Genomic DNA, 23,609 nt, shown 5'->3' on the forward strand with positions numbered 1-23,609 from the left:
CAATAACAACTATAAATTTACTAAATCTAGAAAAGGAGCCTAATGTTGAATTAAGCGCTACGGAACACACTCCTAGCCACTCTCACAACATTAAAATAATTTACACACTCGTTCGAAGGATTTTATTATGACAACATATCAACGCGAAACAGACACACTCTCTACTCTTTGCCAAACACAAGGCAGCGCATGGAAAGCTATTAACCCTGAATACGCAAGCCGTATGCGTTTACAAAACCGTTTTCGTACAGGGATTGAAATTGCGCAATACACAGCAGACGTAATGCGTGAAGATATGGCTGCATATGACGCCGACACAAGCCAGTACACGCAATCTTTAGGCTGTTGGCATGGCTTTACTGCCCAACAAATGATGATGGCTATTAAGCGCCATCAAAAAACAACTAAACGCAGCTATGTATACTTAAGTGGCTGGATGGTTGCAGCGCTTCGCTCTGCATTTGGTCCGCTGCCAGATCAAAGCATGCATGAAAAAACATCGGTACCTGCGCTAATTGAAGAAATTTACACGTTTTTAAAGCAAGCTGATGCACGTGAACTAGATCACTTGTTTAACGACCTAGATGAAGCAAAAGCGAACGGCGGCGATGTTCAAGCTGTTATTGATAAAATAGACAACTTTGAAACCCATGTTGTGCCAATTATTGCTGATATTGACGCAGGTTTTGGTAACGAAGAAGCAACTTACTTACTGGCTAAAAAAATGATTGAAGCCGGTGCATGTGCCATTCAAATAGAAAACCAAGTATCTGACGCTAAACAATGTGGTCACCAAGCGGGTAAAGTGACCGTTCCACACGAAGATTTTTTAGCAAAAATTAACGCAGTACGTTACGCCTTTTTAGAGCTAGGTATTGATAACGGTATTATTGTGGCACGTACAGACTCATTGGGTGCCAGCCTTACGCAAAAGGTACCTGTTTCGCAAACACCAGGAGACTTAGCAAGCCAATACAATGCATTTTTAGAAACCACGCCCATTAACGGTGTTGATGACTTAAATGAAGGCGACACGGCAATGAAAATTAATGGCCAGTTATGTAAACCAACTCGCCTAGATAACGGTTTATACCAGTTCCGCGAAGGCACTGAAAAAGACCGCGTAGTATTAGACTGTATTACTAGCTTGCAGTCGGGCGCTGATTTACTGTGGATTGAAACAGAAAAACCACATGTTAAACAAATTGCAGAACTGGTGAATCGTGTAAAAGAACACGTGCCAAATGCAAAACTGGTATACAACAACTCGCCTTCGTTTAACTGGACGCTTAAGTTTCGTGAGCAAGTATATCAGGAGTGGGAAGAAGCAGGCCGTGACCTTAGTGCTTACCCAAGCCTTGGCGATAATAAAGGCCTTATGGCACCAGAGATGGATGCAACAGAGCTTGCACAAGCAGCCGATTTACTAGTGCAAAACTTCCAGCGCGATGGCGCACGTGAAGCAGGTATTTTCCATCACTTAATTACTCTGCCTACGTACCATACAGCTGCGCTAAGCACTGATATTTTATCAGAAGGTTACTTTGGCGATATGGGTATGCTGGCTTACGTGCGTGATGTACAACGCCAAGAAATTCGCCGTGAGCAAGCTTCTGTTAAACACCAAGACCTAGCAGGGTCTAACATGGGCGATACGCACAAAGAATACTTCTCTGGTGATAACGCGCTAAAAGCCGGTGGTGAAGATAACACCATGAACCAGTTTTAATTCCTAACTAGATAGTGTTACTCAAGGGCCAATAGGCCCTTTTTTATTGTTTTAAATAAAGTTAGAACATTTAAGCATAATTACAGATCAGACTTTAACTAGGGCGTGTTGATCTTTGTGGATTGAAATTCGTTCAAACTAGGGGCGATTAAATCGCGGCGCGAGGTTTGTAACCTAGTGGGCTAAGTAAAAACCGAGCAACAAAGAGTTTATCGTCCCTAGAAAGAACCCAAAGGGCAGCGAATGTTTGGTATTTATGCTACGTTATCGCCTATTCATGGGGAATAACCACACTACATAAGCTCCGCCTTGCCTAAAAACCAAACATACTGCTGCAAATTAACCCACCAAAGTTCAACACGCCCTTGCCAAATCATGTTGGATCACTATTTAACTACCTGAGTGAATTTACAGATCAGAGTTTAACTAACCTTTCATAAAACGGCATATTTGGGGTGATTTTGCTGTAAAAAGCGTTTACAACAACTTTAAAAGTCTGGTAAGTGACTGATTTTTGCTTTAATAGACAAACTTAGCGAATTTATAAACCGATTTTTTACTAACTTCTCCGTGCGATAAAACAAAATTTTACTAACTGAGAGGCTATAAACAGTGACTCAAACCGATTTTTTACCAACTCAAGTTACAAAAAATGCTATAAACCGAAATTTTACTAACTGAAGTTTTAGCTAAGTCCGATATTTAACTGTCACAGAAGTGTAAAGGGGGTTTACAGTTTGAATACTACGGCGATAAATACAAAAGCCACTTATTTAAAGTGGCTTTTATTTGAGCTATAAATGTTATACAAATTTTAGGTTATTTAGTGTGTTTATCAAACCACCATTGAATATAAGCAACTTTGGTCATTAAGTTTGATGGGCGAGCTGTAATACCATGCGATGTATCAGGAATTCGCACCATTGCAGTATCAACACCTTGTAACTTTAATGCCTGATAAAACTGTTCAGTTTCTGAAATTGGTGTACGGTAGTCAGATTCCCCAGTGAGCAACATAGTAGGAGTTTTAACGTTTCCAACATAGCTAATAGGCGAGCGTTTCATGTAATGCTCAATGTGATCCCATGGTTTCCCTGGAAACCAGTAATCAGCAAAAAACGGGTAAAAATCGGCAGTTAGTACAAAGCTGATCCAATTAATAACCGGTTTGGCAACTACAGCCGCAGCAAAACGATCGGTATGACCCACAATCCAAGCTGTTAGCACGCCGCCGCCAGAACCACCGGTCACAAACAATTTAGACTCGTCAATAAAGCCTTTCGCTATTAGCGCATCAACGCCTGTCATTAAGTCATCAAAATCGTTACTTGGGTAATTATGATGAATAGTTTGTGCAAACTCTTTACCATAGGAATCACTACCACGTGGGTTCATGTATAAAACGACATTACCTTTGGCTGCAAACAGTTGAATTTCAGCGCTAAAGTGCGGGCCATAATTAGCGACAGGACCGCCGTGTATTTCTAGTATTAGCGGGTATTTTTTGCTGCTATCAAATTCTGGCGGGTAGGCAATCCACCCCTGAATAGGAAGCTCATCGTGGCTTGATTTAACCCAAATTTCTTCCACTTTAGCCAAAGCTTTGTCGCCCAATGCATCTGCATTAAGGGTAGTTAAACGCTGCACTTTACCGCGTTTAATTGTTGCTATATCAGCAGGGCGCTGAGTATCTGCAAGGGTAAAGGCTACCTCGCCATCTTCGCTTACATCAAAGTCGCCACCAGAATAAGGGCGTCCAAAGGCAACGCTGCCAATTTGAGTTGTTATTATTTTACGCTTGCCACTGCGTGGTTGATATGCAAGGGCGGTTTGACCTTTATCGGCGTAACTAAAGTACACACCTTTTGAATTGGCACTCCATTTTATTTGACCTACGCTACGATCAAAATTTGGCGTTAAGCTAGTTGTGTTACCTGTTTTTAAATCACGAATATAAAGTTGAGCATTTTCGTAATTAGTGCGTTTATCGTCATAACCTGTGTACGCTAAGTAACGACCATCGGGCGATACTTTAGGTTGTTCATCAGGGCCATCTCGTTTAGTAATTTCGGTTATAGTTTGCGAGGCCAAATCAAGTTTATAAATTTCATTATTTGTGAATTTTAGCTGGTTGTTAGTGTGCCTGTTCGCAGAAAAATAAAGTGATTTACCATCGTTACTAAAGCTTACATCGCCCGCGTTGTCAAACTCATCATGAGTGAGTTGTTTAGCATTACCACCGTTAGCATCTATGGAAAATAATTGGCTAAAACCTTTTTGTGTGTAACCGCCACCATCTGAACGGTAATACACATCATCAATAAATTTGGCGGGCTCTGCCCAGGTTGCGCCTTTTGGTTTACCCGGTAAGCTCACTGGCGCTGAATTAGCGCTTGGGACAAACATGCTAAATATTAATTGGTTAGAATCAGGGTTCCATGTAATCGAACGTGGACTACTCGTTAAGTTACTAATTTTTGCCATAGCACCGGTTTTAAGCCATTTAATATATATTTGGCTGCTGCCATCGCGGGTTGATATAAACGCAAGGCGTTGACCATCAGGAGAGAGTACTGGCGAATAATCCATATGCACGCCAGAGGTTAGCGGCTGCATTTGTTTGGTTTTGTAATCAACAGACCAAATATTACCCACTTTGCGATCTGTTTTTATATCCATGCGGTTACGCACAAAATAAACAGTTTTACCGTCTTCGGTTATATCTATTTGATTAGCATACTCTAAATTAAACACGTCTTGCAGTTGTAGTGTATTTGTTTCAGCGTAGGCTAAATTACTACAGCCTAAAATGAGGCTAAGTGTTAAAAGCTTTTTCATTTTTATCCCTGTTGTTACTTTTTTTAATTTGCTAAGTAGTTATATGTTAGGGATTATTAAATTAACAGTAGGATGCGATAAAGCTCTTATTTAAATCTATGAGTTAAAGCTGTAAAGGGGGTTTACAGCTTCTATTTGTGGTTGTGTAAAAGTTTAGTTAGCTGAGTTACACAGGGCTTTTATGTCTTTTATAAGCGCTATGCCATCAGCGTTGTCGCCATGTACGCATAAGCTATGGGCGTTGAGCGTTAGTTTTTTTCCAGTTTGTGTTGTCACGCTGCCATCGGATAAAAGCTGAGTTACTTGTTTTAGTAATGCAGCTTTGTTGTGAACGCTACCCTCAAGTGTTCGTGACACTAAATGCCCGTCGTCGGTATACTGTCTGTCGGCGAATGCCTCAAGTATTAGATCAACTCCTGAGCTTTTGGCTATTTGAATGTGCTTATTGGCATTTTTAGTCGCTAAAATCATTAGCTTTAAATCTATTGGGTAGCTGGCAATTGCATTTATAACGGTTTGTAATATTTGATCATTTGCCATCATGTCGTTATACAGTGCGCCGTGGGGTTTTACATAGCTAAGTGTTAAACCTTGTACTTTTGCCATACCCTCAATAGCGGCTATTTGATAGTGCAGGCAATTTGTAAGCTCTTTTTCGCTAAGTACCATTGAGCGTCTACCAAAGCCCTGCTTGTCTGGGTAGCTTGGGTGAGCACCAATTTGTACGTTATGTTGCTTGGCAAGTACAAGAGTGTTTGCCATTACATCGGCGTCACCTGCATGAAACCCACACGCAATATTCGCCATATCAATATGTGGCATAACGTCATCGTCTAGCCCCATTTTCCACGCGCCAAAGCTTTCGCCTAAATCACAATTGAGTTTCATATTAGTGCGCCTTTTGCGGTTTTATTGTGACAGGTAATACGCCGTTAGCCGGTGCTTCTCCTAGTAACACTTTTGCAAGTGCGATAAAAGCAGGGCCAGATACAATATCGTTTTTATCTACATCAATATTATATGCATACGATGCAAGTACAGCATTTGCATAATCGCCAAATTTAGCAATGTCGTAAGGTGCTCTTAGGCTTATAAATACAGTGCTTTTGTTTTCTTCTTTTGCCACTTTTAATAATGACTCAAGTGCTTTTGGCTGCTCAGCATTATTAAGTGCAAAATTTGAATCATCTTTTAAATCATCCATACCGCCAATTTCGACCGCACTTTGATTAGGTGTTGCATTACCGGCGATAACTACATCAGCAGCGTGTATTTGTGTTTTAGCTTGTGCCGGATTAAACCCTTGTAAACTACTACAACTATAGTTAAGTTTTTGCTGGCTGATAGCTTCAATCGCTTGCTGCATTGCCATACATTTACGCGTGTCGGGCATAATAATATGAACATTACTTCCTGCTTTTAAATTAAGCGGCAAAGTACTGTTATTATTTTTAACCTGCGTTATTGCCTCTACAGCAAGCTGCGCTTCTATTTCTCGATGTGCTGCACTGCCAATTGTTTGCTTTGCATTTATGAGCGCGGTAATAGGGTCAAAATTAGTGCTTAATCTAAATTTATTTTTAAGCGTAATTATTCGCTGTGCAGATTGTGCTATTTCTTGCTCATCAAGTTGTTTTGATTTAACCGCTGCAATAAGCTCTTTAATAAGGTCATCGAGTTTGTTTAAGTCATCGGGTGTTCTAATTTCAACGGGCATTAGGGCAATGTCAGCCCCAGCTGAAAATGTATTTATTACCGCTTGAGTTGGTGTAAAAAAGTTACTAATACCAGCCATATCAAGCGCATCAGTTACTACAACTCCTTGGTAATTAAGCTCGCCACGTAAAATATCAGTAATGATTGCGCGCGACATTGTTGCTGGTTTTACCATAGTTTTGCCATTAACACTTATAAACGTTGTGCTATCAAGCGCTGGGTATTGAATATGCGCCGTCATTATCATACCTGGGTTTTGCTTGGCGATAATGTGTTTAAACGGTGCTAGGTCTTGCTCGTAAATAACTTCTTTTGCATGGTTTACTTTAGGCAAGCCTGTATGGCTATCTACGTTTGTATCGCCGTGACCCGGAAAGTGCTTTAACGAGGTAATCACGCCATTGCTTTCAAATCCTGCAACCTGTGCGGCGCCCAATTTACTCACTAATGCTGGGTTTTCACCAAACGAACGAACGTTAATAACAGGGTTATCGGGGTTCATGTTTACATCAACCGTGGGCGCGTAGTTTACATTTATACCCAGCGAATTTAGCTCTTTAGCTATTACTGTTGCTGTTGCTGTCGCAAAGCTTGTACCGTGTTTTTTGTAGGTTGCGCCAATCGACATATTACCGGTAAATGAGGTGGCAACATCGCGTGGTAAACGCGCTACACGTCCGCCTTCTTGATCTATTGATATAAATAGCGGCAGCTTACTACTGGATTTACTTGCAGCTGTTTGCAATTGGCTATTAAGCGTAATTGTTTGCTCTATCGATTGAGTGTTTTCAGAAAATAAAATTACCCCACCAATATCGTATTTTGCAATAGCGGTAGCGAGCTCATTAGGTAACTCGGTCATTGGAGTTCGGCATTTATTACTTACTCCTTGCTGGCAGAAGTAACGAAAGTCAAGTATTAGCTTTTGCCCAAGTTTTTGTTCAAGAGAAAGCACGGGTTTAGCAAGCGAGGATTGTAATGGCATTAAGCACCCAGATAAAAAAACGATAGACGATACAATACACTTATTTAGCAAAACACACTCCAAAGCTAAAAAGTAGATAAGTGTAAGCAGCTTAACTACTTTTTGAGGTAACTGCAAAAGAAGGATTTTTGGCAGAGGAACCAATAACATATTGTAAAAGTTAAAGAAAATTTATAATTTTGCTATTAGCGAAAAGTTATATTTAGTTATATTTTTTGTGACTTTGTTAATATTAGATAATAAATTTTCAAGAGGGTATAACTGCGGGCTTTATATACAATTATAGGTTCGGGTACTGAATACCTGTACTTAGGATGGCATACGTTTGCGAAAAAATTATTAACGGCCTTAAATCTTCGATTTCTTATTTTGCTTTTAGCGATTACGGCTTCTATTAGTACTTTAGTAAGTAGCTTTTATTCTACCTACCAAGTACAAAAAGAGCAGTTAACAGCTTACACGCTAAAAAGTAACTATGCTTATGCCAATAAACTGGCATCAGCAACAGATAATTTTTTAGAATCCGCAATGCAACAACTGGCCTATTCAGCTAAAAAAATAGAGCAAAGAGTTGATGATGAAGATTTATTAAACCAAGAAGCGACCCGCTTACACTTACAAACGAATAGCTTTAACTCGGTTGTAATTAATAAGCATAGTGTTGTTGTCGCAACCTCTCCTAAATTTCCGCAACTTATTGGTGAATCAATCCACTCACCTGGCGCTGTACAAGCGCTACAAGAAAAAAGACCATTAATCAGCGCGCCTTATATGTCGGCTGCTGGGAACTTTATTGTTTTTATTTCTCATCCTTTGTTTGATCAAAGTGGAGATTACCTTGGTTATATTGGTGGCTCTCTTTATCTAAAGGAGCGTAATATTTTAAATAGCTTATTAGAGCAGCATTATTATGAGGGTGGAACATATATTTATGTGGTCGACGCCAGTAGGCGAATTCTCTATCACCCAGATCAGGCACTAATAGGGACAGTCGTCACAAATAATTCCATCACTAATAATATGATTACAGGCCAAAGCGGTACTTCTATTGTTAAAAATAGCCAAGAGATAGAAATGCTAGCAGGCTTTTCCTCCGTGCCTAAAGCAAAATGGGTAATTGTCGCTCAGCGCCCTGTAAGAGCAACGCTTTCGTCACTTGATTTACTCATAACTGAAGTAATAAAACGTACATTACCGATGGCTGTTATTACGTTTCTTTTAATAGGTTTTTTTGCTCACTTAATTTCTAGACCTTTAAAACAACTAGCAGACAAAGCAAATACACTTGACGATCCAACAAGTATTGAAGAGCTAAAAAGTGTTAAATCTTGGTACTTTGAAAGCCAAAGACTAAAAATTGCAATGCTCAATGGAGTTAATACTTTGCAAATGCAGATAGGTCAGCTTCGTCATGATGCGCAAACAGATCCCCTAACTGATACTCATAACCGTAGGAGTTTAAACGGTTTATTAAACCAGTTGATGTTTAAGCAAACTCCATTTGCTATTTTAGAGATAGACATCGATTTCTTTAAGCGAGTTAACGATACCTTTGGCCATGATAAAGGAGATGAAGCTCTTAAATCGCTTACTGATATTATCAAAAAATTATCTCGAAAAGACGATATCGTAGCACGTATAGGAGGTGAAGAATTTGTACTTGTCTTGCCTAATGAAAACAGCCAAAGTGCGCTCAAAATAGCAGAGCGACTACTTAAAACTGTTGAGGCTACAAATATGGAAACTATCGGCTTTATAAAAATTTCTATTGGGATTGCAACTTGGCCTGAGCACAGTAACGACATAGACCAAGTTTACAAGTGTGCTGACAAAGCACTTTACCATGCAAAAGAACATGGCCGTAATCAGTGCATTGTTGCTGATTAAAAGTGTGTTTCGATAGGTGAATAGTTAATTGCAATTTCTACATTGGTCACTGATTTATAGCTGTTTAGAGCACTAGACAATCCTGCAATATCAACATCCTTTTCAACAAGTAATGTGTAATTGTGAGCTGTTGACTTGACTAATTCATAATTATTTTTTAACTCATCAGGCACAGAATCGGTATTTAGTGTAATGGTAAGAGTACCTGTTACTACACCTTTTTGTTTTAAGTTCTGATTATAAATAACGTCGCCTTTAAATAACTGCTCAGAGTTAAAGATAAGTTTATCACCAGATGAATTTATGCTTTTAGATGCATTTTTAACAACACCTTGACTACTTTCTTTTTTAGGGAAAATAATGTCACTTTTCTGGTTCTTAGATGGTTCTTTTATAATGATCTCTGCTGTTTTAGGTTGTACCTGAGAGTTGTTAACCTCTGTTTTTTCACTGTTATTACATGCAGATAGTAATAAAGCTGCGATTATTGGCACTGCACTTGTAAAAATTATTTTTTGCATTCGTTTACCTTTGTTTACTTTTCTTTAAATTTAAAGCTATTCAGCCTTATTCAAGTCTGTATATTAACAACTTAACTAGATGTTTACATAAAACAATCAATTTAAAAACATTAAGTATTTAAACATAATAAATACAAACAGGTGGATACATGTCTCAATTCAAATTAACAACTATTGCCATGGTTGTAACATCTACATTAGCAGCAGGTGAACTAACGGCCGCTGAACAAACTCGATTTTATGATGTAAGTGCAACAAATTCAGTTACTCAGGGCGCTTCTTTAGCTGCCGTTCAGCAGAAAACCTTAGCCGAACGCGCCACTGTGTCGGGTCAAAAATCTATTTACGATGCACAAATGGGTAAAGCAACATTTTTATGGCAAGCAATAGGTCAGCGTAAGCCTGACATGGCTTTAATCGCAGCTGATAACCGTAATCAATATGCTGCTGACTTTTATATTGAAACTTTAACAGGTATTAGTAATCGTAAAGCAACAGCATCTTCTGCTGTTATGGTTGATTTATCAGAGCAAAAACGCGGTTCTATTAGTGCAAAATACAAACAACAAGTAAACGGTGTTGAAGTTTTTAACCGCGAATACAACTTGTTAATGGATAAAGAGTACAACTTAGTAGCAAGCTCGGGTTATTTTGCTGATACGTCGTCATCTAAAAATAAACTTGCTGCGTTAACTGGTTTTGTAAGCTCTGAGCAAAGCATAAGAAAAGCATTTAGTGAATTAGCAAATATTGATGTCTCACTTCGTAAAATTGGTAACGAAGGTGGATATGCAAAATATGAGGCTAAATCATTAGATGATTCTAAGATTGTTTTAGGTACACCACGTGCAAAAGAAGTGTTTTTTGAAGTTGCAGGCGAGCTTAAATCAGCTTACTACATTGAAGTAGAAGTAGCAGAAGTTGGCTCTTTAGAAAGTGACTACTTTAGCTACGTAGTAGATTCAAATAACAGCAAAGTATATTTTGCGAAAGATTTGAAATCTCATGCAGCTGACTTTAATTACCGTGTTTACGCAAACCAAGATGGCTACCCAATGGAAAGCCCGCACGGTGACGTAATTCCTGCAGATGGCCCAGGACAAGTAGACGAGACTGAGATTTTAGATGCGCCAATGGTATCTCTATCTTACTACAGCAAACTAAGCACAATGGACCCATGGTTAGCTGATGACGCAACAACAACATCAGGTAATAACGTATTTGCTTACGCAGATGTGGTTGCACCTCAAGACTTTAGTGAAGGTGACTTTACTGCTGAAACAACAGCAGACTTCACATTTGACTACCCTTATCAAGTAGATGAAGTCGCAAATAGCTACGCAAACCGTAAAGCGGCTATTGTTAACTTGTTTTACATGAATAACTTTTTACATGATTTTTTCTATGACCATGGCTTTGATGAAACGTCAAATGTAGCGCAGGTATCTAACTTTGGTCGTGGCGGCGTAGAAGGTGACCCGATTGAAGCACAGGCTCAAGATAACTCAGGTCGTAATAACGCAAATATGTCTACGCCAGCTGATGGTGCTAGTCCACGTATGCAAATGTACTTGTACAACAGTAAAGATGCCACTGTTGGTGTAGATTTTGGTATTACAGTAACTTCACATGATTCTTTAGGTCTTTTAGCTTCAACAAAAGAATCGGGCTTTGGTAAATACCAATTCAGTGACGTGGCTGCAGAAGTTGTTCGTTTAGATGATGGAAATACAGTAGATTCAACAAGTGTAAATGATGGTTGTGAGCCTGCTATAAATGCAGCTGAACTAGCAGGAAAAATTGCAATTGTAGACCGTGGTTCATGTGCTTTTACAGTTAAAGTAAAAAATGCACAAGATGCAGGCGCAATAGCAACTATCGTTGTTAATAATGACCCAGATACGGCAGAACCGGCACCAATGGGCGGTGAAGACGATACTGTAACCATTCCAAATATGGGTTTAAATTACGCTGATGGTCATGCAATGTATGACCTAATTGATGTTCGTGAAGTTGTTACTGTAAACATGTTTACAAAAGCAACATTAAAAGATGGTACGTTTGATAATGGTATTATTGCTCATGAATGGGGTCACTATATTAGTAACCGCTTAGTCGGTAATTCATCAGGCCTTATTAACTTCCAAGGCCGCGCAATGGGCGAAGGCTGGGGCGATTTCCACTCATTAATGTTTATCGCTAAAGAAAGCGATATAAATATTACAGGTAACGATAAGTTCCAAAAAGCATATGGTAGCGGCACATTTGTAGAAGACTTCTACTTCGGTATTCGTCGTCTTCCTTATTCAACTGATACAGATGTAAATGCATTGTCGTTCCGCCATATTACTGAAAATGCTGGTGCTGATATTGGTATATCACCAACAAGCGTGGCTTCTCCTCATGCTGCCGGCGAAATTTGGGCAACTGTATTATGGGAAAACTATGTAGCGCTTATTAACGAGCATGGCTTTAATGAAGCACAAACTCGAATGGCAGATTACTTAGTTGCAGGTTACAAATTAACACCTATTGCACCAACCTACACTGAAGCACGTGATGCTATTTTAGCTGCTGCCTATGCAGTAGACCCTGCTGATTACAAATTAATGGTAGGTGCATTTGCTAAACGTGGTATGGGTCTTGGCGCAGTATCGCCAGATCGTTTCAGTAATGACCTTACTGGTGTGGTTGAATCAGATAAAACACAGCTTTCTAGCTATGCATTTGCAAGTGCTGACTTAAACAACATGTACAATGGTACAGAGCTTGGTTTTTGTACTAACGACAATATTTTAGATAAAGGCGAAACGAGTACGGTTAGCGTAACAATTACTAACCGTGGTAGTGAAGTACTTAGTGGTACAACAGCACAGCTGACTGTTATAAGCGATCACGATGTAACATTTGAAAATGATGGTTTACTTACTTTTGGTGAAGTTCAACCGTACGAAGCAATAACAAGTAACGATATCAAAGTTACTTTGAACGAAGCGGGTACAGCTGAAACACTAGAAATTGAAGTCACATTTCCTGAAATTGAAACAGACGATGATATTGTTGAAGCGCTTGATCAAACACTCACGTTTGAAGTAAATATGGGCTTTAAATCAGAAATGCCTGTTGGAGCTGTAGCTTCAGATGATATGGAAGTAGCAAGTTCATCACTATTAGATTTAAAAGAAAACGTAATGTTTGGTGGTGACTTAGCTGTTGGCACTCAGGTAATGGATAATAGTGGTAATATTGCCTTCTTTGAACAAGGTGGGTTTGGGCTAGGCACACAGGCAATGCGCCTTGTAAATAATGGTTTCCAATCAGATGTAGCAGTAGAGAGTAAGTCATTCGAAGTTGGTTACTCAGGCGACTTTGAAATCTCATTTTGGCATTTCTATAGTATTGAGCAAAACTGGGATGGTGGTGTTGTAGAAGTTAGTGTTAATGGCGGTGACTGGGTTGATGCTACTGAAATTGGCGGCACATTTGATGTTGGCTATGACGCTGTTCTAATCGAAAATGATTCGCAAGAACTTCAAGAACGTGAAACTTTTACAGGTAATAACGTACAAGATAGTGGCGCGTATGGTAATTATGAAACTATCAACTTTGGTGATGCTCTAAACGGCAACTTAGTAAAAGTGCGCTTTAGAATCTCATCAGATGGCGCAGTTGATGATTTAGGTTGGTGGATTGATAACCTAACTATGTCTAACGTTTTATCTCCTGTATTTTCAGAGCTTGTAGCGGGTGATTCACTAGCATGTGATAACGCAGCCCCACTTGTTTTAGTCGAAAGTGCATCGGCGGAAATTACTGAATCTGCTACAGGAACAATTACAGCAACAGCTACAGATCGCAATGGTCAAACACTAACTTATGCTTGGACTCAGGTTAGCGGTAGTGCTGCTACGCTCACTGGTACTGACACTGAAACTTTAAGCTTCACACCTGCAGCTATTACTGCAGATGAAGAGCTTGTTTTTGAAGTTGCCGTAAGTGATGGTGTAACAACTGTGACTCAACAAAGTACTGTAATGGTAAAAAATGAAGCGGTAGCAACAGTGCCTGTAACTGAATCAAAATCTAGCGGTGGTGGTAGTTTTGGCTTTATAGCTTTATTACTTACTCCATTAGTATGGTTTAATAGACGCCGTAAAAACGTAAGTAAATAAGTTTAAATAACATCCCGTCATCTCTAAATACATGACGGTTTTAATGAAAGGCCAGTAGCGTTTGCATCTGGCCTTTTTTATGCACTTAGTTTGATTTTTTTAGTCCTGAGCACAGTAACGACATAGACCAAGTTTACAAATGTGCTGACAAAGCACTTTACCATGCAAAAGAACATGGCCGTAATCAGTGCATTGTTGCTGATATTAGCTAACCACTGCTTAGCTAAGTAATACTTTACATTGAACTTAAATTGATAAATTCTCTACAAAGAGTGCATGAGTTTATTAAGCCAGCCATCAGCTTTTGATGGTTTGTAAATCATTACTATGTCTTCGCTGTAGCGACTGTTAACCCCCTTTACAGTTAATTTTTTAAGCCCTAAATCATCAATCACGAAATTTGGTAAATATGCCAACGCCAAGCCACTTTGTATCACCTCTATTAATGCACTGTAATCGCTACATCTAAATACAATATTGCGCGGGGCTATTTCATCTTGCCAACCGTCGGAGCCAATACCTTGTTCAAGGCCGCACAGTGGTGAAAACAACGGGCATGCAAAAGACAACTGTAGTAATTGGTTTTTATTGAGTGTTAAAAAGCCTTTTTGTACTAGCTGATGTGAAGGAGACGCAGCTACACTAAACTCAGTATTAAATACGTCAACCGCCACTAAATTAGTATGTGAGCTGTTGTTTAATGCCTCGCGAGTAACTAGCGCAATATGCGCCGAACCTGATGCAACTTGGCTTATGGCTTCACCTTCAAATACATTATTAATACGCACCGAGCAAGGCAGGTTACTAAGGGGTGTAAGCAGCTTTTTAACGCCACTTTTGAGTAAAATGGCAGGGCCTGCAATAACCGCATTAAATTTATGATTATCGCTTTTAAAACGGCTAGTAAGCTGCTGGTAATTATGAACTAAATCGCTACTGTGCTTAACAAACTCTTTGCCTTTATCATTGAGTACTAAGGTTTTACCTACACGGTTAAACAGCTCCGTGGCTAAATTTGCCTCAACCTTTTTTAGCGTTTTAGACAGCGCACCTGGGGTAATATTAAAGTGCTTAGCGGTTGTATGCAGATTTTGCGAACCCGCCATATGAATTACTTTTTCAATGTCATCTAAATGCATAGCGCCAAACCGTATTAACTAAAAGGAAACAACTAATCACTTATTATCGATTATTTGTATATAAAAATCAGCTTATAGTGGCGCTATATATATTTTTTGAGCACTAACATGAAACACATACTGCTATTTTTTATTTTATTATCGAGTGCAGCGCACGCAAATACACCTCAACACAATTCACACATAACCCACAGCTATAATGGCTTCCATGGTATGGCGCTTATTTTAGCCGGCGATAAAGTACTTGCCAGCCACATGCCTTTATACGCCCCTCCACACAACTACCAAATAGTGTATGAAGTAACTACGGATGACACCCACTTAAAAACAATCAAAAATATTTTAAATAAAGCAGCAGACGAGCAAGAACAGATCACTATTTTACCAACCAAATTTGACCTAAATTTATTAATAAATAAAAAGACACCCACCTTAAATGTAACTGTATTTAACGGCCATTTTGAACGCGGTGGCAACGCACTTTTTACTACAAAGCTAACCTTTAAAAACCCGCTATATGTTGAAAAAATAACGACTAATCAAGCACAAAAAAATGTGTTTACATTAATAAAGCTAACAGAGCAGCAAGGTTTAGTAATTCATAAAATACAAAGCAAGCCAAGCTATGACTCGTTAAGCTTAGTACCGCTTACTATGAGTAAATATAACGGGAAATTGAAGTGTGATGCTTCGATAAGCACTGCGCTTAAAAGCAAACTAGAGGCATGTTTTAAAACCGTACCAAGCTATTTAGAAACAAAAGACTTTGCAGTTAATTAATTTATAAAACCAGTGATTTTGGCTTTAAATCGCTGGCTTATAAAGTGTTACTTTGTTTTTAGTAAATTTTAAGATTAAATTTTGAGATGACACCCACCGTTAATTTTGTACTTTAGCCATAATGAATTAGGTGGTGCACTTCCAATTAGAATCTAGGAATCAATAAATAAAAAATTAGGTTGGGTGTCATCATAAAAATAAACTCAACAAACGCTGCAGCTTCATGCAGCGTTTGTTGCTATTTAATTTTCTAGGAGCTAATTAAAACTCATAGCTTATTTTGGCTGAAAAGTTACGCCCAGGTTGGGTGTATTGGCTAAAATCAGCACCTTGTGATTGACCTGCAATCAACTCAAAAGGTACATATTCTTTATCGAGCAAGTTAAGTACACCTACATTTAGCTGCCACGCTTGCCATTCGTAGTTTGCGTATAAATCAACAACGCCGTAGCCATGTCCTTGCGTAGTTTTATTACCGTTTGTATCAAGTACTACATCCGATTGCGATTTAGCCAAACGCAACGCGGCGGTCCAGTTAATATTACCCTGTTCTGTACTTAACAATACTGAGCCATTTAACGGGCTAATGCTGGTAAGAGGCTGATCGGTTTCTTTATTTTCACCATCAACGTAAGCCACGTTTGCCTCTAGTAGTATATTTTCAGCTACATACATGGCAATTCCTGCTTCAACACCGCTTATTTGTGTTTCGCTAATATTTTGGTACTGATACAGCGTTTTGTTTACGCCAGGAATGTACGTTGGCTCAACACCCACTACGGCGGTTTCTATAAAGTCATCGTATGCTGCATAAAAAGAACTTAAATTTACACTAATATCGCTGCTGGCGTATCTTAGCCCAAGCTCAAACGAATCACTGCTTTCAGGGTCTAAATCGGCGTTTGGTAATATTTGATAAAACGGCTCAACGCCGTGGCTTTGATAGGCTTGGTCGTGTGGTGGTATTTTAAAGCCTCGTACGTATTGCCCGTACAACGACAAGTTATCATCCACTTGGTATATAGCACCTAGCTTAGGCGAAAAAGCAGATTCGGTAATATCACCAAGCTGCGCATCGGCGTATAGCTCATCATTTTTAGCCTCTAGGGTGTAGTAATCATATCGCACACCCGCAATAACTGACCACGCGCTATTATTAAACGAAATACTATCTTGTACATAAGCGCCAATTAAAGAGGTATCAGCCCCCGGAAATGCTTTTTGTTTTTGATCTGTAAAATCAACAGTGCCATCGGCTAAAATACGGGTTTTAAAACGTGGGCGGGTGGTGTCGTATAAGTCTATATCAATCCCGTATACCACTTCATGATCGGCACTCTCTGCGTTAAACCCTTTATTAAATACCGCTTTTAAACCTAAAATATTTTGCTCAAAACGATAGTCGTTATAATCGGTGTAGGTGCTTGCGCCACTAATTTGATCGCTTTGTTGCTCGTAACTACTATAAGACACTTGCCCATACCATTTATCAAACGCGGCGGTTGCTACTTCTGAATGGTAATCGAGCGCCAGTGACCAACTCGTGTCATCTTCTTCGGTTTCTTGAACAGCGGGGGTTATTACTTGCTCAGTTGTTTGATTAAAGTAATCAAGGGTGTATTTAAGTGTGCGTTTTTCATCAAGCTGTTGCTCAAATTTAACTAATAAAGCATCCGACTTAGCATCATAACCGGGTAAATTTTCGTCATAGTTTTGTACTTCTTCGCTATCGCGGTGGCTATACACGGCGCTTACTGCAAAGTCGCCTAAGTCTTTTGCCGCAGTAATATCGGCGGCAACTTGATTACTTTGACCTTGATACCCAAGCGCCATTTTTACAAAGCTGCTGTTATTTTTTAAATAATCACTAGGATCTTTAGTGGTTATAACCACAATGCCACCAAGTGCATCAGAGCCATATAATGACGATGCAGCACCTTTGGCTACTTCTACTTGTTTTACACCTGCTACGTCAAAATAATTACGGCCAACTAAATAGCCCCCTCCACCTGCATAACCATCGTTGGTGCGTCGGCCATCTTTTATAAATACAACCCGGTTACCACCAACACCACGTACTGTAAGTGTTTGCGCGCCTGCGCCACTGCCTGTCGTTGCAATGCTTGGGTCGTACTTAAACATGGTTTGTAAATCTACAGCTAGCTGACGCTCTATGTCTTGCTCGGTAATAACAGTAACTGAGCCTGTAACATCTTTAAGCTTTTGCTCAAAGCGCGAGCCACTTACAACAATATGATCGTCAATTATGTTTTCGGCAATGGCAGTGCCCGAGCCGAGTAGTAAGGTTGCAATAGCAGTAAATCTAAACGCAGAGGGATTCATTTTAACTCCAAATGATAATAGTTATTATTTATGGCGGAGATGTTACAACTAAGTCAAATTAAGATCAATTAATTATGATAATCATTTTCATTTAGATTTAACTGGTTATAATAGCCAAAAAATAAAACCGGAGTGTGTAATGAAATACCTATTTATATTGTTTGCTTTAATGGCCCAATCTGCACTTGCACAAGAGCGCGTTATTAGCGCTGGCGGCACCCTTACTGAAATAATTTATGCGCTAGGCAAACAAAATACCCTTGTAGCTGTTGATCAATCTAGTATGTACCCACAGCAAGCTACGCAATTACCACAGGTGGGTTATTACCGTGAATTAGCGGCAGAAGGCGTACTTTCAATGCGTCCAACCACCTTGTTAGCGCTTGAAGGCGCAGGGCGAAGCCAAGCACTTAAGCAAATTGAGGCAACAGGGGTTAAGCTCATTCATTATAAAAAGCCGACCTCAGTTAACGAGCTACTTGAGCTAATAAAACGCTTAGGTGACGATTTAAACGCCAAGCAAAAAGCACAAACACTTATTACACACATTACAAAATCGTTACCTGAAAAAGCAAAAGCGCAAACACACAGCGCGCTATTTTTACTCTCAGCTAATGAGCGCGGGCTTGTTGCCGCCGGGCAAGAAACCGTCCCTAATTTATTATTTAGCTATGCAGGCATTACCAATATAGGCGCTACGCATTCAGGCTTTAAAGCAATAAATAGTGAAGTACTGGCTGTAAATCAGCCCGACTTTTTAGTAGCCCCAGCCCATGTTGTACAAAGCCTTGGCGGTAAGCAGGCTTTTTGTGAGCAACCTACACTACACTTATTAAAAGCGGCGCAAACCTGTAACTTACTTGTAATGGATAGCCTACTTTCGCTTGGCATGTCGCCGCGTATAGCCACAGCAATTAATGAGCTTAACGAGTATAAAATCCGCTTATGAACACCCTAACATTGAGCCGTTTTAACCCTGTAACACTTAGCCAAACCCATAAATGGATGCTATTAGCCTCTGTGTGTATTTTTTCTTTGGCGCTACTTAGCATAGGGTATGGGCCAGCAGGGTGGGATTGGCGTTTAGCCATTGCTTGGCTTGCACCCGAGCGCTTTAATCAGTTTGATGCGCTGCAAATAAATGTCGTAATGCAAATACGTTTGCCACGCTTTGTGCTTGCAGTGCTTGTAGGGTTGGTGCTTGCCCAAACAGGTGCGTCAACGCAAGCGCTGTGCCGCAACCCATTGGCCGATCCATCTATTATTGGCATTAGTGCGGGTGCGGCTATGGTTGCTGTGGCGTTTATAGCACTTAGCGCGCAGTTTAATTTTAACGCGCAGTTGTATTTACCTTATGCCTCTTTTTTAGGGGCGCTTGGTGTTACCTCGCTGGTATATTTTATTGCCAAGCAGCAAGGGCAAATTAATATCACCACACTTATATTAGTGGGGGTGGCTATTAACGCGTTAGCATTTGCGGTTATTGGGCTACTGAGCTTTTTTGCCGACGATAGCGCGCTACGATTAATAAATTACTGGACCATGGGCTCATTAGGCGGAGCAAGCTGGAGCACGATTATTCAAGCTGCGCCGTTACTGTTTATCAGCCTAATTGGCCTGTGGCGGTTAAAAGAGCCCATGAACTTACTCCTTATTGGCGAGTCACAAGCTCAGTACCTAGGGGTAGACACCAACAAGCTCAAACTATATGTAATTATACTTGTTGCACTAGGAGTAGGGGCGGTTGTGGCACTTACCGGCTTAATAGGGTTTGTTGGTTTAGTAGTCCCGCATATTGCCCGATTAATGGTGGGGCCGCATTTACGTAATATGCTGCCGCTTTGTATGCTAATTGGCGTAGTGGTATTGCTACTTTCTGACTGGCTAGCACGCATTGCCATAATGCCATCAGAGCTACCCATTGGAATTATTACTGCATTATTGGGTGCGCCATTGTTTATTTATTTAATAGTGAAAAATAAGCGAGGTTGGTCATGATCACGTTTAACAATCTAAGCGTTGGCTTTGATAATCACAGCGTTTTAAACGCTATTAATGGCAGCGCTAAACAAGGGCAACTTGTAGCACTACTTGGTGAAAATGGCGCAGGTAAATCTACCTTGCTGCATACCTTAGCAGGTATGCACTCCTTTACAGGCAGTGTACTTTTTAATGCTAAGCCGCTGGCCGCTCATGCTAAAAAACGCCTAGCCACACAGCGCGCAGTGATGATGCAAGCAAACCACATAGGGTTTGATTTTACTGTATTTGAGCTTATTGCAATGGGCCGCTACCCGTATGTAGAGTCATTAAAAATGCAAAGCGAAAAAGTAAATAAATACGCCGCTATTATGGATTTAAGCCATTATTTAACTCGCCGCGTAAGTGCGCTTTCGGGCGGGGAGCAACAACGCGTACATATGGCGCGTACTTTAGCGCAGCTAAACGCTTTTACACAATCGGCCGAGCCAAAACTAATGCTGCTCGACGAGCCTACATCAGCACTTGATATGCGCCATCAACATGCTTTGCTCAGCTGCGTTAAAGCATTTGTAGAGCAGGGTAACAGCGCCATTATTGCAATACACGATCTAAACTTGGCCAGCCTTTATGCAACCGATGCTATTTTACTGCACAACAAAAAAGTGCTGCAAAGTGGGCCTATAAACACCGTATTAACTGAACAAAACTTACAACAAATGTACGCCATGAAACTGCACGTAAACCCTCATCCTTATAACGATGCACCCATGGTTTTTTCTCAACGTCAGGAGTTTTTATGAGAGAGCAAGCGTTAAACGATGCACGCACATTGGTTTACAAAACCAATGCCGGTGTTATGTCGACCATTTCTAATAATTTACGCGGTTACCCGTTTGGCTCAGTAACCCCCTATATGTGCGACGAACAAGGCCGCGTTTACTTTTTTATTAGCGATATAGCCCAGCACACTAAAAATCTAAAGCACGACTCACGTATGAGCCTAACTGTGTTTGATGCCACCGACAGTGGCGATCAAAACGAGCACGGCCGCGTAACGCTTGTAGGCGATGGCTCTATTGTGCCAAGTGAGCAAGCACACACTTTACTTGATAACTATATTTCCCTATACCCCGAAGCCGCTAGCTATCGCAACGCGCACGACTTTCAATTATGGCAATTAGACGTAGTGCGAGTGCGTTACATTGGCGGCTTTGGCAAAATATTTTGGCTTGAACAAATCGAGTGGCAGGGCGAGGCAAAAAACTGGGATGAAAGCCAACAGCAAAGCATGATTAACCATATGAATGAAGATCACCAAGATGCTATGTCGCTCATATTAATGCAGCACTACGGCGTAGCCGATAACACCCCTATAATGAGCGGCCTATTACCCACTGGTTTTTATATACAAAGCCAAAAGCGTAATTACTTTATTAATTTTAAAACCCAGTGCAACAGCCCGTTAGAGGTACGTAAAGCGCTGGTTACGTTAACCAATCAAGCACGCAACAACTTAGCTAATACAGAGGAAACAGTATGAAAAAATTAATTGCTTTACTAAGTACTGCACTACTACTTAGTGTCAATGCAGCACATGCAGACGAATGCACACTTAGCCTTGATGCAAACGACATGATGCAGTTTTCAACTAAAACGCTAAGCGCTCCTAAAAGCTGTAAAAAAGTAACTGTAAAGCTTTGGGCGTGTTGAGCTTTGCGGATTGAAATTTGTTCAATCTAGGGGCTATTAAATCGCGGCGCGAGGTTTGTAACCTAGTGGGCTAAGTAAAAATCGAGCAACAAAGAGTTTATCGCCCCTAGGCAGAACCCGAAGGGCAGCGCATGTTTGGCATTTATGCTGCGTTATCGCCTATTTATGTGGAATAACCACACTTCATAGGCTCTGCCTTGCCTAAAAACCAAACACACTGCTGCAAATTCAACCATCAAAGAACAACACGCCCTATCCACGTAGGTAAATTACCCGCCAATGTTATGGGCCATAACTAGGTGCTTGCTAGCGAGAAAAACATGCAAGCTATAATAACCGATGGCAACGCAGCAGGGCTTAGTAACCACTACTTAAAGCCTAACGATACTCGCGTACTTGCCGCTACCGACATTATTGGCGGTGGCAAATCAGCGCAAGTTACTTTTAATACTAGCGCCTTAACAGCAGGGACTAACTACACGTATTTTTGCTCTTTTCCTGGGCATTACGCCATGATGAAAGGCACATTTACGCTTAAATAAATATCAAAGGGTGTATTGCACTAACACTGTGTAATACACCCTATTTTATTATTGGCAATGCGTTTGCTCGCCTCGTTTGGCTAAAGCTTTAAAAGCCGCTTGTTGATGTTCTTTTTGTACATAACGGGGTGGCAAAGGATTAACCTGCAACTGATACCCTGTTTGATTAGCTTGCACGCTTGTTACCGGCGATATCCAAACAACATTTAACTCTGGCGCTAAACGCTTAATAACACGCGCTATACCTTCGCCATTTTTTACATGAAAATCGCCCGAAATATGCATTACCTGCGTATTTTTATGCGCTGTTACATAGTTAACAATAGACTCCCCCATAGTTTCATCCCATGTAACTTGTGCTGCAAAATAGTTTTCGTTTTGACTCGGTGAGCCGTGGTGCATTGACGCCATAAAACGTTGTTTATAATCACTGGGGGATGTATCAATAGCGGCTGCAATGAAGCTCTGCTGTGTTTCATCAAGTTTATTTAGGTAACTTATGCCTTGCCTGCCAATACAGGTGACTATATTTTTTGGCGCATTTGCAGCGATTACATCGCTATTGTTCGCTTTAGCCAGCTCTACCAACGCACGGTAATCACTTTTGTAATTAGGCCACGCTTGGGTGTTGTCAATTAAGTATTGCTCACCAATTTCACCTTTAACATACTGGTTTAAAGTAAGCTGATCGGCGCGGCTAAATTGTTCAAGCGACAGGGCAGTGCGTTTATTGACTCTACTTAATTGCTCAAATAACTCAGCCTGAAATAAATGCACACCCAGGTGCGTATGCCATTCACCTACTAAAACCACATCGGCATTTAATAGCTTGGGCTCTAATAATACAGAGCTAACAGGCTTTGCTTGTGCATTATAAAGCGCAGTGTAATAAAGCGACGAGCTTTTATCAGGCGGCACAGTTGTTGTGCTACAACCACTCAAACCCGTAACTAACGCCAGAGTTAACATAGACTTTTTCATACACACCTTTCAAAACCTTTTAATGCAAATAATTATCAATATCATATAATTGTAATACCTATTAAGCCAGCCAAAAACAGTAAAAAATAAATAAGCAAAGAAGATCAAATAAGACATTGTAGAGTGCAATTGATAGGCAGTTATGAGCGAGAAGCAGGCGGTCATCTTTTTATATCAAATGCATTTAAGATTTCCTGACTTGAATTAACTGTTGTATTGTAAATAGTAATTTTGCTTCTGTATAAGGAGCGATATAAGTATCGTGAGATAAGGTTTACTTAGC

Annotated in this window: 17 protein-coding genes; 10 read left to right on the forward strand and 7 right to left on the reverse strand. The window is 40.2% G+C overall.

Features of this window, described 5'->3' with window-relative positions:
* Window positions 1–127: 127 nt before the first annotated feature.
* Window positions 128–1,729 carry an isocitrate lyase gene (locus H5159_RS19050; RefSeq protein WP_002959200.1) on the forward strand — a complete coding sequence of 534 codons (1,602 nt, stop codon included), beginning with the start codon at window positions 128–130 and terminating at the stop codon, window positions 1,727–1,729.
* An 819-nt stretch (window positions 1,730–2,548) separates the two neighbouring features.
* Here H5159_RS19050 and H5159_RS19055 read toward each other — a convergent pair.
* The 3 genes from H5159_RS19055 to H5159_RS19065 form a co-directional block, all read right to left on the reverse strand.
* Complete coding sequence (locus tag H5159_RS19055; RefSeq protein ID WP_182780842.1) at window positions 2,549–4,567, reverse strand: S9 family peptidase; 2,019 nt, start codon at window positions 4,565–4,567, stop codon at window positions 2,549–2,551.
* A gap of 153 nt (window positions 4,568–4,720) precedes the next feature.
* Complete coding sequence (locus tag H5159_RS19060) at window positions 4,721–5,455, reverse strand: 5-oxoprolinase subunit PxpA (protein WP_165723784.1); 735 nt, start codon at window positions 5,453–5,455, stop codon at window positions 4,721–4,723.
* A gap of 1 nt (window position 5,456) precedes the next feature.
* A complete protein-coding gene (locus tag H5159_RS19065) occupies window positions 5,457–7,268 on the reverse strand; it encodes a glycoside hydrolase family 3 protein (RefSeq protein WP_182780843.1) in 1,812 nt (603 codons plus the stop codon).
* 369 nt (window positions 7,269–7,637) lie between these two features.
* Here H5159_RS19065 and H5159_RS19070 point away from each other — a divergent pair, with 369 nt between their 5' ends.
* Complete coding sequence (locus H5159_RS19070; protein ID WP_182780844.1) at window positions 7,638–9,155, forward strand: sensor domain-containing diguanylate cyclase; 1,518 nt, start codon at window positions 7,638–7,640, stop codon at window positions 9,153–9,155.
* On the opposite strand, the gene H5159_RS19075 is transcribed toward H5159_RS19070, so the two are convergent.
* Window positions 9,152–9,676 (reverse strand): hypothetical protein, encoded by a 525-nt coding sequence (locus H5159_RS19075; RefSeq protein WP_182715955.1) that lies wholly within the window; start codon window positions 9,674–9,676, stop codon window positions 9,152–9,154. The two genes, H5159_RS19070 and H5159_RS19075, sit on opposite strands and share 4 nt — an antisense overlap.
* 149 nt (window positions 9,677–9,825) lie before the next feature.
* On the opposite strand from H5159_RS19075, the gene H5159_RS19080 reads away from it, so the two are divergent.
* Window positions 9,826–13,848, forward strand: coding sequence for a rhombosortase-dependent M36 family metallopeptidase (locus H5159_RS19080; RefSeq protein ID WP_182780845.1), 4,023 nt, complete (start codon window positions 9,826–9,828; stop codon window positions 13,846–13,848).
* Window positions 13,849–14,111: 263 nt separating this feature from the next.
* Here the strand turns inward: H5159_RS19080 and H5159_RS19090 are convergent, their stop codons facing one another.
* Complete coding sequence (locus H5159_RS19090) at window positions 14,112–14,987, reverse strand: LysR family transcriptional regulator (RefSeq protein WP_182715957.1); 876 nt, start codon at window positions 14,985–14,987, stop codon at window positions 14,112–14,114.
* 108 nt (window positions 14,988–15,095) lie between these two features.
* Here H5159_RS19090 and H5159_RS19095 point away from each other — a divergent pair, with 108 nt between their 5' ends.
* Complete coding sequence (locus tag H5159_RS19095; RefSeq protein ID WP_182720234.1) at window positions 15,096–15,767, forward strand: hypothetical protein; 672 nt, start codon at window positions 15,096–15,098, stop codon at window positions 15,765–15,767.
* Between the two features lie 261 nt (window positions 15,768–16,028).
* Here the strand turns inward: H5159_RS19095 and H5159_RS19100 are convergent, their stop codons facing one another.
* Window positions 16,029–18,110, reverse strand: coding sequence for a TonB-dependent hemoglobin/transferrin/lactoferrin family receptor (locus H5159_RS19100; protein ID WP_182780846.1), 2,082 nt, complete (start codon window positions 18,108–18,110; stop codon window positions 16,029–16,031).
* A 139-nt stretch (window positions 18,111–18,249) separates the two neighbouring features.
* Here H5159_RS19100 and H5159_RS19105 point away from each other — a divergent pair, with 139 nt between their 5' ends.
* The 6 genes from H5159_RS19105 (at window position 18,250) to H5159_RS19130 (ending at window position 22,345) form a co-directional block, all read left to right on the forward strand.
* Window positions 18,250–19,059, forward strand: a complete 810-nt coding sequence (locus H5159_RS19105) for a hemin ABC transporter substrate-binding protein (protein ID WP_182715959.1) — start codon at window positions 18,250–18,252, stop codon at window positions 19,057–19,059.
* Complete coding sequence (locus tag H5159_RS19110) at window positions 19,056–20,108, forward strand: iron ABC transporter permease (protein ID WP_182720233.1); 1,053 nt, start codon at window positions 19,056–19,058, stop codon at window positions 20,106–20,108. Before H5159_RS19105 ends, H5159_RS19110 begins: the two co-directional genes overlap by 4 nt.
* Window positions 20,105–20,893, forward strand: coding sequence for a heme ABC transporter ATP-binding protein (locus H5159_RS19115; protein WP_182720232.1), 789 nt, complete (start codon window positions 20,105–20,107; stop codon window positions 20,891–20,893). The genes H5159_RS19110 and H5159_RS19115 overlap by 4 nt, the downstream gene beginning before the upstream one ends.
* Window positions 20,890–21,633, forward strand: a complete 744-nt coding sequence (locus H5159_RS19120; RefSeq protein WP_182736542.1) for a HugZ family protein — start codon at window positions 20,890–20,892, stop codon at window positions 21,631–21,633. The genes H5159_RS19115 and H5159_RS19120 overlap by 4 nt, the downstream gene beginning before the upstream one ends.
* Window positions 21,630–21,803, forward strand: a complete 174-nt coding sequence (locus H5159_RS19125) for a hypothetical protein (protein ID WP_240915886.1) — start codon at window positions 21,630–21,632, stop codon at window positions 21,801–21,803. Before H5159_RS19120 ends, H5159_RS19125 begins: the two co-directional genes overlap by 4 nt.
* 320 nt (window positions 21,804–22,123) lie before the next feature.
* On the forward strand, window positions 22,124–22,345 hold the full coding sequence (locus H5159_RS19130) for a plastocyanin/azurin family copper-binding protein (protein WP_220496477.1): 222 nt from the start codon (window positions 22,124–22,126) through the stop codon (window positions 22,343–22,345).
* Between the two features lie 48 nt (window positions 22,346–22,393).
* Here the strand turns inward: H5159_RS19130 and H5159_RS19135 are convergent, their stop codons facing one another.
* Window positions 22,394–23,326, reverse strand: a complete 933-nt coding sequence (locus H5159_RS19135) for a ChaN family lipoprotein (protein WP_182780847.1) — start codon at window positions 23,324–23,326, stop codon at window positions 22,394–22,396.
* Window positions 23,327–23,609: the final 283 nt, after the last annotated feature.

This window comes from Pseudoalteromonas sp. SG43-1 (genome assembly GCF_014164415.1).
In the GTDB taxonomy this organism is placed as follows: Bacteria; Pseudomonadota; Gammaproteobacteria; order Enterobacterales; family Alteromonadaceae; genus Pseudoalteromonas; species Pseudoalteromonas distincta.